Source organism: Silvimonas sp. (assembly GCF_031291215.1).
GTDB lineage: Bacteria > Pseudomonadota > Gammaproteobacteria > Burkholderiales > Chitinibacteraceae > Silvimonas > Silvimonas soli.
The window spans coordinates 177,108-192,171 of sequence record NZ_JARLJK010000142.1 but is presented as its reverse complement, the minus strand read 5'-3'; the positions used below and the strand labels follow the sequence as shown (position 1 = coordinate 192,171).

The 15,064-nt window shown below is 56.7% G+C and carries 15 protein-coding genes and 1 tRNA gene; 8 read left to right on the top strand and 8 right to left on the bottom strand.

The window, feature by feature from the left end; genetic code table 11:
- Positions 1-472: 472 nt before the first annotated feature.
- Complete coding sequence (locus P4L78_RS19015) at positions 473-1,198, bottom strand: TIGR01621 family pseudouridine synthase (protein ID WP_283151131.1); 726 nt, start codon at positions 1,196-1,198, stop codon at positions 473-475.
- A gap of 57 nt (positions 1,199-1,255) precedes the next feature.
- Here P4L78_RS19015 and rlmH point away from each other — a divergent pair, with 57 nt between their 5' ends.
- A complete protein-coding gene (gene rlmH / locus P4L78_RS19010) occupies positions 1,256-1,726 on the top strand; it encodes a 23S rRNA (pseudouridine(1915)-N(3))-methyltransferase RlmH (RefSeq protein WP_283151130.1) in 471 nt (156 codons plus the stop codon).
- A 35-nt stretch (positions 1,727-1,761) separates the two neighbouring features.
- Positions 1,762-2,358 carry a nucleoside triphosphate pyrophosphatase gene (locus P4L78_RS19005; RefSeq protein WP_283151129.1) on the top strand — a complete coding sequence of 199 codons (597 nt, stop codon included), beginning with the start codon at positions 1,762-1,764 and terminating at the stop codon, positions 2,356-2,358.
- A 164-nt stretch (positions 2,359-2,522) separates the two neighbouring features.
- Here P4L78_RS19005 and P4L78_RS19000 read toward each other — a convergent pair whose 3' ends face one another.
- Together P4L78_RS19000 and P4L78_RS18995 are read right to left on the bottom strand one after the other, a co-directional pair.
- Entirely contained in the window at positions 2,523-3,140 is a 618-nt protein-coding gene (locus P4L78_RS19000; protein WP_283151128.1) for a hemolysin III family protein, read from the bottom strand.
- 273 nt (positions 3,141-3,413) lie between these two features.
- Entirely contained in the window at positions 3,414-4,292 is an 879-nt protein-coding gene (locus tag P4L78_RS18995) for a phosphoribosylaminoimidazolesuccinocarboxamide synthase (RefSeq protein WP_309329912.1), read from the bottom strand.
- Positions 4,293-4,458: 166 nt separating this feature from the next.
- On the opposite strand from P4L78_RS18995, the gene P4L78_RS18990 reads away from it, so the two are divergent.
- Positions 4,459-5,088, top strand: a complete 630-nt coding sequence (locus tag P4L78_RS18990) for a LysE family translocator (RefSeq protein WP_309329910.1) — start codon at positions 4,459-4,461, stop codon at positions 5,086-5,088.
- Positions 5,089-5,901: 813 nt separating this feature from the next.
- Here the strand turns inward: P4L78_RS18990 and hslU are convergent.
- The gene (hslU, locus tag P4L78_RS18985) at positions 5,902-7,221 is read right to left on the bottom strand and encodes an ATP-dependent protease ATPase subunit HslU (protein WP_309329964.1); all 1,320 of its coding nucleotides are present in this window, start codon (positions 7,219-7,221) and stop codon (positions 5,902-5,904) included.
- Positions 7,222-7,382: 161 nt separating this feature from the next.
- Here hslU and yedA point away from each other — a divergent pair, with 161 nt between their 5' ends.
- The gene (yedA, locus tag P4L78_RS18980) at positions 7,383-8,261 is read left to right on the top strand and encodes a drug/metabolite exporter YedA (RefSeq protein ID WP_309329908.1); all 879 of its coding nucleotides are present in this window, start codon (positions 7,383-7,385) and stop codon (positions 8,259-8,261) included.
- A gap of 106 nt (positions 8,262-8,367) precedes the next feature.
- Here the strand turns inward: yedA and P4L78_RS18975 are convergent, their stop codons facing one another.
- The gene (locus P4L78_RS18975; RefSeq protein ID WP_309329906.1) at positions 8,368-8,532 is read right to left on the bottom strand and encodes a hypothetical protein; all 165 of its coding nucleotides are present in this window, start codon (positions 8,530-8,532) and stop codon (positions 8,368-8,370) included.
- A gap of 95 nt (positions 8,533-8,627) precedes the next feature.
- Between P4L78_RS18975 and cysD the strand changes: the two genes are divergently transcribed.
- From cysD to cysN, 3 genes are all read left to right on the top strand, one after another.
- Positions 8,628-9,554 carry a sulfate adenylyltransferase subunit CysD gene (gene cysD / locus P4L78_RS18970; protein WP_283151124.1) on the top strand — a complete coding sequence of 309 codons (927 nt, stop codon included), beginning with the start codon at positions 8,628-8,630 and terminating at the stop codon, positions 9,552-9,554.
- A 75-nt stretch (positions 9,555-9,629) separates the two neighbouring features.
- Entirely contained in the window at positions 9,630-9,923 is a 294-nt protein-coding gene (locus tag P4L78_RS18965; protein ID WP_283151123.1) for a YciI family protein, read from the top strand.
- A 100-nt stretch (positions 9,924-10,023) separates the two neighbouring features.
- Positions 10,024-11,463, top strand: a complete 1,440-nt coding sequence (cysN, locus tag P4L78_RS18960) for a sulfate adenylyltransferase subunit CysN (RefSeq protein WP_309329904.1) — start codon at positions 10,024-10,026, stop codon at positions 11,461-11,463.
- Positions 11,464-11,609: 146 nt separating this feature from the next.
- Here cysN and P4L78_RS18955 read toward each other — a convergent pair whose 3' ends face one another.
- Together P4L78_RS18955 and P4L78_RS18950 are read right to left on the bottom strand one after the other, a co-directional pair.
- On the bottom strand, positions 11,610-12,146 hold the full coding sequence (locus P4L78_RS18955) for an REP-associated tyrosine transposase (RefSeq protein ID WP_283151121.1): 537 nt from the start codon (positions 12,144-12,146) through the stop codon (positions 11,610-11,612).
- Positions 12,147-12,857: 711 nt separating this feature from the next.
- Positions 12,858-13,352 carry a pilin gene (locus P4L78_RS18950; RefSeq protein ID WP_309329901.1) on the bottom strand — a complete coding sequence of 165 codons (495 nt, stop codon included), beginning with the start codon at positions 13,350-13,352 and terminating at the stop codon, positions 12,858-12,860.
- A gap of 144 nt (positions 13,353-13,496) precedes the next feature.
- On the opposite strand from P4L78_RS18950, the gene P4L78_RS18945 reads away from it, so the two are divergent.
- A tRNA-Thr gene (locus P4L78_RS18945) sits at positions 13,497-13,572 on the top strand.
- Positions 13,573-13,839: 267 nt separating this feature from the next.
- Here the strand turns inward: P4L78_RS18945 and P4L78_RS18940 are convergent.
- A complete protein-coding gene (locus P4L78_RS18940) occupies positions 13,840-15,009 on the bottom strand; it encodes a nitronate monooxygenase family protein (protein ID WP_309329962.1) in 1,170 nt (389 codons plus the stop codon).
- Positions 15,010-15,064 lie beyond the last annotated feature (55 nt).

Genomic DNA, 15,064 nt, shown 5'->3' with positions numbered 1-15,064 from the left:
GAAGGGGCCGCAAGGTGGGCGCGTACAGCACTGCTACTACCACTACGGTGAAACCGTGAAACTCAATTGATCAGACAGCGGGAATTTGGTGTTTTCTGGAACAGGTAAGCGAGCCATGGCGCAGCATCGCCTGGCGTCAGGCAAGGGATTAGTAAATGCTCACCTGATGGCGTGCACTGACACATGGCTGATGGTATCTGGTGTTGTAACTGACTATGCTTGCGGACGCATGCACGCGTTCGGTGTGGCATGTGGGGTATGCCGCGCAGGAGTGGGCTGCATTTGGCGCAGCCGATAGCGCGGATAAGGCAGAAGGCCGGATCCATTGCATCGTGTTTCATCCTCGTCAATCTCTTGTCTACCCGTCTTTTGCGAGCAGTGAGCCGATGGTAGCGGAGTTACGCACGGCAAAGCACACCGCTGACCTGGCCACTGCAGCCGGTTGGCAGAATTGCTGACTTTAATCTGACGATTATTTATCTGTTTTGGCTGCGGGCCAGGGCAAATTCCACGGTGCCTGCAGATCGGGCTGCGCCAGTAATGGCCACTGCTGTGGCCAATGTTCGCCAGACTGTGGCAATAGCCGAAACGCCCAACTCTGGTTTTGCCAGGTAAAGCGCAGGGCAAAGGCATGCAGATAACCACGATCAGCCGCCTCACCACCGTAACGAATATCGCCCAGAATCGGTGCTGACAAGCTTTTGAGCGCCACCCGCAACTGGTGAGTGCGACCCGTGCGCGGGCGCAGCAGAAAGCCGCGCAAGCCGTTACCCAAGCCGTAGCTGAAAAACTGGGTGACGGCATGGTTGGCGGTATCGCGGGTCAGCAGCCAGTTACCGCCGCGCCCGGACTGCATGCCACCGGCGATGGTGCCCTGCTTTTTGAGCGGCTTGCGTGAAGAGAGTGCCAGATAGAATTTTTCCAGCTGGCGTGAGGCAAACATCTCGCCAAACTCGCGTGCGGCGTTCTCATTGCGGGCGATCAGTAGCAAGCCAGAGGTAATGCGATCCAGCCGGTGTAGTGGAAACAACGGACCATCCTGCTGCTGGCGCAGGATATCCATAACGCCCGGCTCGTCGCCTTCCCGATGAAAACTCATGCCAGGTGGCTTGTAGATCACCAGAAAATCAGCGTGGGTAAACAGGGTGGATAACTGCGCAGGATCGGCGCAGTGCAGAGCATGATCAACATCGGCCATTTCGGTCTGGGCGGCTTGCGGGTAAAGTTCGACCCAACATATATACCTTGAAACGCCATGAAACTCATCATCATTGCCGTCGGGCACAAAATGCCCGGCTGGATCGAAGACGGCTTTGGCGAATACGTCAAACGCATGCCGCGCGAGTTCGCGATCAGTCTGGTTGAACTCAAACCGGATAAACGCTCGGGCGGACGCACGCCACAACAGGTGATGGAAGAAGAGGCCGGGCGCATTCTGGCCGCCATTCCGCAAGGTGCACGCGTGTTTGCGCTGGATGAACGCGGCGCCAACTGGACCACCATGAAGCTGGCCGAGCAAATGAAAGACTGGCACACCGATGGTCGCGATGCGGTGTTTATCATCGGCGGCACCGACGGGCTGGACCCATCTGTTAAAAAGCGCGCCGACCAGTTACTGCAATTGTCTGCCCTGACTTTGCCGCACGGTATGGTGCGGGTGTTGCTGGCCGAACAGCTGTACCGGGCGTATTCCATTTTGCATAACCACCCGTATCACCGCGAATAAGTGGTTCGGGTAAACCCATCAAAGAATCTGATCATATGATTGATATTGACTTGTACCTCGCCTCCGCCAGCCCGCGCCGCAAAGAACTGCTGACGCAAGTAGGCGTGATATTTGAACGCATCGCCGCGCCGGTGGATGAAACGCCGCTGCCAGGCGAAAATCCGCGTGATTACGTATTACGGCTGGCGCATGACAAAGCGGAAAGCGGCTGGGCGGCGATGGTCAAACAAGGGTTACCGGTGCGCCCGGTGCTGGCTGCGGATACGACCGTGGTGCTGGGTGAGTACATCCTGGGCAAGCCGGAAAATGCCACGGATGCCACGCGCATGCTGCGGGACCTATCCGGCTCCAGTCACGAAGTGCTGACCAGTCTTGGCCTGCGCCATGCTGGAGGCGTGGAGGTGGCGTTGTCAGTGAGCGTGGTGCATTTTGCCAAACTGACTGAAGCGCAAATTGCCGCTTATGTAGCCAGCGGCGAACCGATGGATAAAGCCGGGGCGTATGGCATTCAGGGCGGTGGTGGTTTGTTTGTCTCGCGGCTGGAGGGCAGCTTTACCGGCGTAATGGGCTTGCCGCTGCATGAAACTGCGGTGCTGCTGGGCAAATATGGGATGGGGTTGCTGGCGCTGTGAGTGGGGCCGTCGTTGTGTGGGGTAGATGCGCGTAGCCATCCCCATTCAAATTCACCCCATGATCTATCACAGAGCATTACGGCGGGTTTCACCCGCCCTACGGACACCAGCCCGATAAAGCCAGCTTCGCAGGGCGGGTGAAACCCGCCGTTACCGTTACTTCCTTACTTCACGTATCCCAAAATACTCACAAACTGGCACGCGCTGCCCGCCAGCACAAACATGTGCCAGATGCCGTGAAAGTGTTTGACCTTCTCGTCGAACAGAAAGAACACAATCCCCACGGTGTAGATGATGCCGCCCGCTGCAAGCCAGTAAAAACCAACGATAGGCAGCGCCGCCATGAGCGGTTCGAGGGCAAACACCACCATCCAGCCCATGGCCACGTAAATCAGCATGGAGAACAGTCGGGTGCGCTTGCCGATCAGGATTTCCTGCACGATGCCAATCACCGCCAGCGCCCAGTTCACGCCAAATAGCGTCCAGCCCCACGGCCCGCGCAAGGTGACCAGCGCAAATGGCGTGTAGCTCCCGGCAATCAGCAGGTAAATGGCGCAGTGGTCCAGCTTCTGGAATACCGCTTTGGCCTTGCCATGCAGGCTGTGATAGAGGGTTGAGATGGTGTACAGCAACACCAGCGTGCTGCCGTAAACAGCGGTGCTGACCACTTTCCAGGCATCGCTATGCATGCTGGAATAAACAATCAGCAACACCAGGCCGATGACCGAAAGAATCGCACCGGCCAAATGGCTATAACCATTGAATCGTTCGCCGCGATACATAGAAGCCTTTTCTTGAAATCTCGTTTCGCAAGTGCTCTAACTTACCTGCTTGCCTGGTTTCAGGGGTGGTATTTATGCAGAATGGTTAAATCCACTGCAACCATCCGGCCCGACAAACCTGCCGAGCGGCATTCTTGACCTAATCGGACAACTAGTTCTCAGAAATAGCTGAATTTATTGCGCTTGGACAACTTTTTTTGTGCGGCGCAATGCAGACAAACAACAAAGGGCCGCTGTGGGCCCTTTGTATTTACAACAATGTGACACCGGTGATCAGCCCGTGAGCTTTTCCAGCGCTTCGCGATATTTGGCGGCAGTGCGTTCTGCCACTTCCAGCGGCAGTGCTGGTGCGGGTGGCGTTTTGTTCCAGCCAGTAGTTTCCAGCCAGTCGCGCACAAACTGCTTGTCGTAGCTGGGCGGGTTGCTGCCAGGCTTGTACTGGTCGGCAGGCCAGAAACGGCTGGAATCCGGCGTCAACGCTTCGTCCATCAGCGTCAGAGTGCCGTTTTCATCCAGGCCGAACTCAAATTTGGTGTCAGCAATGATGATGCCGCGAGTCGCCGCGAATTCAGATGCCGTCTTGTACAGGCGAATGGCGGTGTCGCGCACTTGTGCAGCCAGATCGGCACCGATCAGTTGTTCGCACTGTTCAAACGAGATCGGCTCGTCGTGGTCACCCACAGCCGCTTTGGTCGACGGGGTGAAAATGGGTTCGGGCAGCTTGTCGGCTTCTTGCAGGCCAGCAGGCAGCTTCACGCCGCTGACGATGCCGGTAGCCTGGTAGTCTTTCCAGCCACCGCCCACGATATAACCACGCACCACGGCTTCAACCGGCACCGGTTTCAGGCGCTTGCACACCACGGCGCGGCCTTGAACTTGCGGCAGGTCTTCCGCACTGACGACGTCTTCCGGTTGCTCGCCGGTGAAGTGGCTGGGCACCAGACCCTTGAATTTGTCGAACCAGAAATTGGAAATAGCGGTCAGGATCTTGCCCTTTTCCGGGATCGGTTCGGCCAGGATCACGTCAAACGCGGACAGGCGATCGGTGGCGATCATCAGCATGCGCTGGTCATCAATCTCGTACAGATCGCGTACTTTGCCGGAGTAGATTTTCTTCAGGCTTTTCAGGTTGGTGGTCGTCAGTCCGGTCATGGGGCATCCCTGCGCTGGCAAAAATGCGAATTATGCCTGTAGTTGATGGCGGCGGGCAGCGTTGATGCACTTTCCGCCTGACCAGAGGGGCGTTGCGGCCGCAGTTTCGCCGTCAGCCGTGGCGACGTAAGATGCGTCATTCCCACGCATCTCAAAAAGACTTTATATGCTGCTCGCACCCGAACAGTTTTTTGGCTTTCTGGCCGCAGCCATGCTCATCACCGTATCCCCCGGCCCAGATAACCTGATGGTGCTGGGCATCGGCATCTCGCGCGGGCGCAAACGCGGGATGGTGTTTGGTCTGGGCTGCGCGTTGGGTTGTCTGAGTCATACCGTGCTGGCGGCTGTGGGAATCAGTGCGCTGATCGCGGCATCGCCCATTGCGTTTACCGCGCTCAAGGTAGGCGGAGGTTTGTATCTGGTCTGGCTGGGGATTCAGGCTTTGCGCAGCAGCGGCGGCGCCCGCGTAGCCGATGGCCGGGCAGCGGACGAATCGTTGCGCAAGCTGTTTGCCAAAGGCTTGTTTGCCAATGCCATTAACCCAAAGGTGGTGCTGTTCTTTCTGGCATTTCTGCCGCAGTTTGTGGTCACTGCCCACGGTGCGGTGGGTTGGCAGACTGCGCAGCTCGGGCTGGTGTTTACCGCGCAGGCGGCGGTGTTGTTTGGATTGTTGGGATATTTTTCTGGTGCGGTAGGGCAGTGGCTGAATCGCCGGCCACGGGCTGGGTTGTGGCTGGATCGTATTGCGGGGACGATTTTTGTGGGGTTAGGGGTGAGGTTGATTGTGGCGAGATGATGAATGTAGGGCGGGTGTAACCCGCCTTGAGATTCTGGTTCTTACTTCGACGTCAAATGCCTGTTTTGTTAGTGCCTTGCGGCACGGGCCTTTAAAAGCGTTTGATACCCCGGGGTGCCGGGGAACACATTACTTTTCTTTGCTTCGCCAAAGAAAAGTAACCAAAAGAAAGGCGACCCGGGACGCGAGCGTCCGACGGGGCCTGAAGTCAAAAGCCGTGCCCCTCGGGGGTACCCCCATAACGATGCAGAATGCTTCGAATGCAGGTTGCAGGGGGGAACGAACAGTTTGTTTGTGGGTGTTCTTTGCGCGCCTCCGGCGTTCCCTCGGTCGGTCGGAGCCTGAGGTCTCCGACTCTCGGTCGGCGTGGTTTGCAGGGTGGAATGCTTGGGTCAGTTCCAACAGCAGATACCTCATGAATATCACTTACACCGTCATTCCTGGCCTTGGCGGCCCCCTTGGCGGGAATCCAGTGCAACGGTGATTACCAGTAGTGGTAGCGACAATCAGCAATAACTGGCCAACAGACGGTGTGCTCTACCTCCCCTGTCAGGCGCCAAGCGAAGCACGATTGACCCGGGGTTTCGGGTGACGCTTGTCCGACGCCCGCGTGCGGGCTAGTTCGTCGACCCGCCGGGGTAAGCGTGCGAGAGCGCGGGTATCCAGCCGCAGGCTGGACGCTCGGGTGGGGGCGACTTTCTTTTGGTTTCTTTTCTTTGGCGACGCAAAGAAAAGAAACGTGCTCCCGGCACCCCGGGTATCAAAATCAACCCGTGCCGTAGGCACTCAAGCGATTAACTACCCCACGAACAGTTAAAGCATATACCGCGACAAATTTTCATCCCCCACCAACGCCCCCAGCTTGGCATCCACCGCTGCCGCATCAATCCTCACCGGCCCGGATTTAGCCTCATACGACAAATCTTCCAGCAGCTTTTCCAGTACTGTCGACAGGCGCCGGGCACCGATATTCTCGGTACGCTCGTTTACTGTCCAGGCAATCTCGGCAATGCGTTGAACCGCGTCATCGGTCAGATCAAGCTGAACGTCTTCGGTAGCCAGCAGTGCTTCGTACTGCTTCACCAGGCAAGCATCGGTCTGGGTCAGGATGCGTACAAAGTCTTCCACCGACAGCGACGAGAGTTCCACCCGAATCGGAAAGCGCCCTTGCAACTCCGGGATCAAGTCCGACGGTTTGGCCAGATGGAATGCGCCGGAGGCAATAAACAGAATGTGGTCGGTTTTGATCATGCCGTACTTGGTGCTAACGGTAGTGCCTTCTACCAGTGGCAGCAGATCGCGCTGCACGCCCTGGCGGCTGACTTCACCGGCAGAGCCCTCTGCGCGGCTGGTGACTTTGTCGATTTCGTCAATGAACACAATGCCGTTCTGTTCTACGGCTTTGAGCGCCTCAGCGCGGGCCTCTTCCTCATTCACCAGCTTGGCGGCTTCCTCTTCGGTCAGCAGCTTCATGGCTTCGCCAATCTTCACCTTTTGCGTGCGCGTCTTGCCCGCCATTGCGCCTTTGAACATGTCCTGCAACTGGCTGGTGAAGTCTTCCATGCCCGGTGGGCCCATTACATCCATGGCAGGGGCCGTAGCAGAGACTTCAATTTCGATCTCTTTCTCGTCCAACTGGCCTTCGCGCAGCATCTTGCGAAATTTCTGGCGGGTTTCGCGACCGGCCTCATCCAGCTCTGGGTTGGGCGCAAACGGGCCTTTTGGCGCACGCGGCACCAGCACGTCCAGCACGCGATCTTCAGCGGCGTCTTCAGCGCGGCCACGGTTTTTGGCGATGGCGCGGTCGCGGGCGCCTTTAACGGCGATTTCGGTCAGATCACGAATGATGCTGTCGACGTCTTTGCCGACGTAGCCGACTTCGGTGAATTTGGTCGCTTCAACCTTGATGAACGGGGCATCGGCCAGCTTGGCCAGACGGCGGGCGATTTCGGTTTTACCAACACCGGTCGGTCCAATCATCAAAATGTTCTTGGGCGTTATTTCGTGGCGCAGCGGCTCGGCCACTTGCTGACGGCGCCAGCGATTGCGCAGCGCAATCGCCACGGCTTTCTTGGCATCTTTCTGGCCAACAATGTGTTTATCCAGCTCATGGACGATTTCGTGCGGCGTCATGGTAGTCATGGTGTATCCGGGTCCTTCAACTTGGTTAGGATCAAGGTTCAGGCTGTAGCGGCCTTTTTCAAGGCCGGCTGTACGCTGCGCCGCCCGGATAAACATGGCAGCATTACCCATCCTGCGCTGGCCTCTTGCCAGCCGGTTACCGGAACACCCTCGTGCAACACACCCAGCCCGCCCGCCCTGCCATTCTCATTCTGTGTCTCGCCATCGTTTACGTTGTCTGGGGTTCCACCTATCTGGGTATCCGCGTTGGGCTGGAAGGCTTTCCACCGCTATTGCTGGCGGCCATTCGCATGACCACGGCCGGCTGTCTGCTGTTGGGCTGGTTCAAATGGCGCAAGGTGGTTTGGCCCAGTGCGCGCCAATGGAAGAATGGCATCATTATCGGCACCATGATGATGAGTATCGGCAATGGCTTTGTTTGCCTCGCCGAGCAAAGCGTGCCGTCCGGGCTCGCCGCCTTGCTGGTCGCCAGCGGCCCGGTGTTTGCCATATTGTTCGGTTGGCTGTTTGGCACGCGCCCGAAGGTCATGGAGTGGCTGGGAGTGGGCTTGGGGATTACCGGCGTGGCGTTGCTCAATTTTGATGCCAGCGCCGCAGCCAGCCCCGGTGGGGTGATTCTGGTAGTGATCGCCGCCGCGACCTGGTCGTTCGCCACCATATTGCAGCCGCGGTTGGATATGCCCAAAGGCGGCATGTCGGCAGGCGTGCAGATGCTTGGCGGCGGGGTGATGTTGTTCATCATGAGCCAGATCCATGGCGAGCATCTGCCCGCGCACATTCCGGCGGCCAGTATCGGAGCGCTGCTGTATCTGATTACCTTCGGCTCGATCATGGCCTACAGCGCGTTTGTGTACGTGATCAACCACTCACGCCCGGCGCTGGCGACCAGTTACGCCTACGTGAATCCGGTAGTGGCAGTGCTGCTGGGTGCCGCGTTTGCCGGTGAGTCGATCAGCCTGCCGTTGCTGGGCGGCATGGCGGTGATTCTGGCGGGCGTAGCGCTGATCGTGATCGGGCACGCGCGCAAGTAGGGTTTGCAAGCGCAGCTTGCGAACGCGTTCAATGGTGTTTAGAGCGAGCACCGACACCAAAAGGCGATGCTGTTCACGGTGCGCGTAAACGCACACCCTACATCCGTCATATGAGGTATCCGGTGGCGTTGCGGGCGCGTCTTCCCAGAGCGGTAGTTGCATCCAGGCTACGTGAATTACCCCCCATCGCCATATCCAGCGCGCCCTGCAGCGCCGTTTCCATATCGTTATAACGATTGAATCTTTCTTGATACCTGGCGATCCGGTACATTCGAACGTTTCCGCGTTCGCCAGGCGTAAACACGCCCGCCCAAAGCGATAAACAAAGTCCAAACGCGTATCCACTCTCAGGTAAAGCAAGCAGCAATGACAGGCATTAGCGAAGCGAGGCTGACTCACCTCAAGCAACTGGAAGCCGAGTCGATCCATATCATCCGCGAAGTGGCAGCCGAATTTGAAAACCCGGTGATGCTCTATTCCATCGGTAAAGACTCCGCCGTCATGCTGCACCTGGCAAAAAAGGCGTTTTTTCCTGGCAAGCCGCCGTTCCCGCTGATGCACGTGGACACCACCTGGAAATTCCAGGAAATGTACAAGCTACGTGAAAAACAGCGTGAAGAAGGCTGGAACCTGATCACTTACGTGAACGAAGAAGGCGTCAAAGCCGGCATCAACCCGTTCACGGCAGGCAGTGCCAAACACACGGACGTGATGAAAACCCAGGGTCTCAAGCAGGCGCTGGATAAATACGGTTTCGATGCCGCCTTTGGCGGCGCACGCCGTGATGAAGAAAAGTCCCGCGCCAAAGAGCGCGTGTACTCGTTCCGCGACAAGAACCATCGTTGGGACCCAAAGAACCAACGCCCGGAGCTGTGGAACATCTATAACTCGCGCATCGACAAAGGTGAGTCGATTCGCGTGTTCCCGCTGTCCAACTGGACTGAACTGGATATCTGGCAATACATCTTTCTGGAAAACATCGAGATCGTGCCGTTGTACTTTGCGGCCGAGCGCCCAGTGGTGGATCTGAACGGCACGCTGGTGATGATCGACGACGATCGCATCTTGCAGTACCTGACGCCGGAACAGAAAGCCAGTATCGAGACCAAGTGGGTGCGCTTCAGAACGCTCGGCTGTTATCCGCTGACCGGCGCTGTGGAATCACACGCTCAATCACTGGCCGAGATCATCCAGGAAATGCTGCTGACCAAAACCAGCGAACGCCAGGGCCGGGTGATCGACCACGATTCGTCTGGTTCGATGGAAAAGAAAAAAATGGAAGGTTATTTCTGAGCCTGCGTAGGGTGGATTGGCTGCTTTGCGTTGATCCACCTGCCCGCGTAGCCCGGATGACAACTGGAAAACCCGATGCCCAAGTTCGTTGTGCTGGTTGATTACATCCGCCCACTGACAGAAATCGATGCCCTGGTGCCCGCGCACCGGGCGTTTCTGCAAACGCATTACGATGCGGGCGTGTTCTTGTTGTCTGGCCCGCGCTCGCCACGTATTGGCGGGGTGATCCTGGCGCAAGCCCAATCGCGCAACGCGCTGGAAAGTATCCTGGCGCAAGACCCATTTGCTGTGGCCGATGCCGCGCGTTATCAGGTGGTTGAGTTCAATCCCAACCTGAGCGCCGCGTCACTGGCTGCGTTGATTGCATAATTGAATTGTAGGGTGTGCATTTGTGCGCACCGGTCGACCTATCGTAATGACGCGTTCGTGGGCAATGCCCACCAAGCATGCAAACCCTACTGGAACTACCATGTCTCACCAATCTGACCTGATCGCCAGCGACATCCTCGGCTACCTGAAACAGCATGAGAACAAAGACCTGCTGCGCTTTATCACCTGCGGCAACGTGGATGACGGTAAATCCACGCTGATCGGCCGCCTGCTGCATGACTCCAAGCTGATCTTTGAAGACCAACTGGCTGCCATCGCCAAAGACAGCAAAAAGTACAACACCACCGACGAAGAACTCGATCTGGCGCTGCTGGTCGATGGCCTGCAAGCTGAGCGCGAGCAAGGCATTACCATTGATGTGGCGTATCGCTACTTCAGCACCGACAAGCGCAAGTTCATCATTGCCGACTGCCCGGGCCACGAGCAATACACTCGCAATATGGCGACCGGCGCATCCACCTGTGATCTCGCCATCATCCTGATCGACGCCCGTTACGGCGTGCAAACGCAGACTCGCCGCCACAGTTTTATTGTGTCGCTGCTGGGCATCAAGCACGTGCTGGTGGCCGTGAACAAGATGGATCTGGTGGATTTCTCTGAAGCGCGCTTCAACGAAATCCGTGCCGAATACCTGCAATTCGCCGATCAACTGGACATCGACGACATCCGCTTCGCCCCGATCTCAGCGCTGCGCGGCGACAATGTCGTAACCCCGAGCGAACGCACCCCGTGGTACGACGGCGGCACGCTGATGAACCTGCTGGAGTCGGTTGAAGTCTCCCGCCACGCCAAACTGGATGCCTTCCGCCTGCCGGTGCAATACGTCAACCGCCCCAACCTCGATTTCCGTGGTTTCTGCGGCACCATCGCCGCTGGCCACGTCTGCCCAGGCGACGAAGTGGTGGCGTTGCCTTCCGGCAAATCCAGCAAAGTCAAAGCGATTGTCACCTATGACGGCGACCTGCCCAGCGCCTTCGCCGGCCAAGCCGTCACGCTCACACTGGAAGACGAAATCGACGTCAGCCGTGGCGACTTGCTTGTGCGCGCACAAGACATCCAGCCCAGCATCAGCCAGGCCTTCGACGCCCATATCGTGTGGATGAGCGAATCCCCGCTGCAAGCCGGCAAGGAATACCAGTTCAAACTCGGCGGCAAAACCGTCTTCGGCCGTGTGCGCGCGATCAAGCACCGTATTGACGTGAACACACTGGCGCATATCTCCGCCGAAAAGCTCGCGCTGAATGAGATTGCCTTGATCACCGTAGAAACCAATGCGCCAGTGGTGTTCGACAGCTACGCGCTGTGCCGTGGTACAGGTGGTTTTATTGTGATCGATCGCTTGAGCAATGCGACGGCTGGGGCGGGGATGGTGACTGGTGCGGTTGGCACAGACGCTGCTTCTGCCACTTACGACATCGCCGCTATGAGTGAACTGGAGCGGCTGCGTGCGTTTGAGCTGGAAATGAACGCGCTGGTGCGCAAGTATTTTCCGGGATGGGGTGCGAAAGATATTTCGTAGGGTTTGCACGCCCGCGTGCGAACGCGTGCAATGTCACAAAAACAAAACACTCGTTGCAATGCATGGATGTTTTGCGGTGTTGTGTATTCGATTGCCACTGAACGCGTTCGCACACGACGTGTGCAAACCCTACGTCGTGTTTGCAATCATTCCATGGTATCAATCAACGGATGGTCGCGAGTCCAATTCAATGGGTAAACTCCGGCCTCCACATATCTGTGGAAGCTCGACCAAGGCCAATCGGCTACGCTCCTGACCAAGCCGTGTTTCAATGGATTGAGATGGATGTAATCCATATGCCGATTAAAATCCGCCTGATCAAGCAATTGATGTTCCCAAAACCGCCTTTGCCAAATGGTCGATTCGCGCCGACTGGTTTTGGATTGGCTCATCCAGCCCGGTTGGTGATATTCCGGCAACTTACGTGACGCCATGCTCTTGATTAGGCTCCAGCGCCCGGAGTAATCATGATCGCCATCCGGCAATGTCCAGATGCAATGCATATGGTCTGGCAGCAAAACCCAGGCATCAATAACAAACGGGCGGGTTGTTCGTACCTTTTGGATTGCGGCCCGTAATGCGTCGCGAAGCGTTTCGTCAGTCAGTATTTTCCGGCGACGAAAAGTAACCACCGTAAAGAACCAGGACGCGGAAGGCGTGTGCGAACGGCGATAGCGAGACATATTCGCAGGTTAGCAATTCGCCGTTCCCCAAAGGTTGATTGCGCGTAGGGTTTGCACGCCATGCGTCCCGATGAATCGGGATAAATGCGAACGCGTTCAGCGGACGGTTCGTTAATCAAATCCACAAAACAAAACACCCGCCGGAATGCAGCGGGTGTTTGGGTGTGGTGGTGCGCATGCATGCGCACCCGTAGGGTTTGCACGCCACGCGTGCGAACGCGTTCAGTGGACGGTTCGTTCATCAAACCCATAAAACAAAACACCCACCGGAATACAGTGGATGTTTGGGTGTAATGGTGCGAATTCATGCGCACCCGTAGGGTTTGCACGCCGTGCGTGCGAACGCGTTCAGCAGACGGTTCGTTCATCAAATCCATAAAACAAAACACCCGCCAGAATGCAGCGGGTGTTTAGGTGTAACGGTGCGCATAAATGCGCACCCGTAGGGTTTGCATGCCGTGCATGCGAACGCGTTCAATGGACGGTTCGTTAATCAAATCCACCAAACAAAACACCCGCCGGAATGCAGCGGGTATTTGGGCGAAATGGTGCGCATAAATGCGCGCCCGTAGGGTTTGCATGCCGTGCATGCGAACGCGTTCAGCGGACAGTTCGTTCATCAAACCAATAAAACAAAACACCCGCCGGAATGCAGCGGGTGTTTGGGTGTAATGGTGCGCATAAATGCGCACCCTACAGGGCTGGTTTAAATTATGTACGGCAAGCTGCAGGAGCGTACTTGGCCAGCAGTGTGCCCACAACAACGCCATTAGGACTTGTAGCGGCAGCAGCACCACATTTCCATTGAATTGCGTCCGTTGGGACTGTACCGACTACCAGTTTGGTTGCACCAGTGGTTACACCATTTGCAACGGTGCCACCGTAATAAGGAATCAGGCGAAGTGTGCCATTACCTGCAGTTGCGGTATAGGTAATTTCAATGAAGGCATCTGTTGGATCGATGGTTACGGACGTAACGTTTGGAGTGGGAGAGGGCTGGGTCCAGCCAGTACCAAAGGCGGAGCCGTTAGAAGCGTTTTCTGCTACGGTTGTTTTTGCCGCATCAGCCAAACTCAAGCCTTCAGTTACCTTGGCGCGAACGATGTAGTCTTGGTAAGCCGGGATAGCCACAGCAGCCAGAATACCGATAATCGCAACCACGATCATCAGTTCGATAAGGGTGAAACCCTTTTGCATACGTTGCATGTTCAATCTCCAAAAATATTTGTTGGTGTGCGGCGTACCCGCGCAGTAGCTATTGAGCAAAAGCCATGCCAGTGTCCTGTATGCCGCCGGCGCATTGTGCCCGGGTTGGTATCCCTTGCAAAGTTGCTTATAATGCCGGCTCTTGCCGTTGTAGCTCAGTTGGTAGAGCAACTGATTCGTAATCAGTAGGTCGAGTGTTCGATTCACTTCAACGGCACCAGATGCAGCAGGGGTCAGGCTTTCAGCCTGGCCCTTTTTGTTTTTGGGCCTGCAGGAACGGGCAGATTTTCGATGGGATTTGTTATGGCTGCGTGCCAGGGCGTTTGCGCCAGGCGGCGACGAGTGGTGGGGATTTTGTGGCAAAACAAAAGGCCGGTTGTTTGCACAATCCGGCCTTTCTCATAAAAGTGACGTTTTTTGTCACGTTCAATTTCTCTAATTCGTCAGATTTCTCTTATATAGCTCTGGGAATCCCGCCAAAACGCGATCAGATAGCAGCCAAGTTTTGTGGGCGTTGGCCGGTGAGCAGGTAGTCGATCAACTCACGCACCGGGCGGATGGCGCTGCCGAAGGGCAAGCTGTCGGCGCCGCGGAAGAACAAGCCACGGTTCACTTCACCACGCATGGCAGCGGCGAGTTTCAGGTCGATGCAGAACTGGCCGACTTTAGCCAAGCCGTCACGCAGGCCGCAGACCGACAGGCAGTTCATACCTTGAGTGCAGCGGGCCGGGTCGGCCTTGGCGTTGGATTGCAGACGCGCTTCGCGATTGATGTAGTTCTTCAGCCATGGTGTGAGCACGGCACGGGCGGGCAGACCAGCCACACTCATGAATTCCACGATGTCTTCATCGCGAGCGTTGGCCAGCACTTCTTTGAAGTTGGGATGAGCATCACCTTCTTCAGTAACGGCAAAGGCCGTTCCCAGTTGCACGCCACTAGCGCCGTTGCTCAGGTAATGCAGAACCTTCTCGTGGCTATTGATGCCACCGGCGACGATCAGCGGAATGCGTGCGCTTTCCAGACCCAGGTCTTTGAAGATCTGATGGGTTTCGGTGAGCACACGGTCGAAATCAAATTTCTCGTTATGAATTTCTTCGATCTTGGTCGCACCCAGGTGGCCACCGGCGTGGGCGGGGTGCTCGATCACAATGGCATCAGGCAAACGGTTCTTTTTAAGCCATTTTTTCAGAACCACATTGATGCCGCGGCTGTCCGAGAGGATCGGTACTAGGGCAACGTTCGGGTAGTCCGCGGTGACTTCCGGCAAATCCAGCGGCAAGCCCGCACCCATGACGATGGCGTCGGTGCCGGCTTCGCAGGCTGCGCGTACGTAGTCGGTATTGGAAGCAACAGCTTTCATCACGTTCACGGCAATCAGCCCGTTACCTTGTGCAGTGGCCTTGGCCAGCTTTACTTCGCGGGCTAACGCCTCAAAGTTCAGGGCATCCAGTTCGGCTTGAACTTTTGTTGCTTTGCTTTGCTCCAGCAGGTCCGGGTGATGATGACGCAGATCAACAGAAGCGATGGTGCCTAGCGCGCCTTCTTTGGCGACGGCACCGGCCAGTTTGTGGGCCGAGATACCAACCCCCATCCCGCCCTGCACGATTGGTAGCAGCGCTTTACCCTTGATGAGCAGCGGTTTGAAAGTGTGGTGCAGCATGAATGCGATCTCCCGCCACAATGGCGTTTTCTTTGTTGAGGGGTGGGAGTCT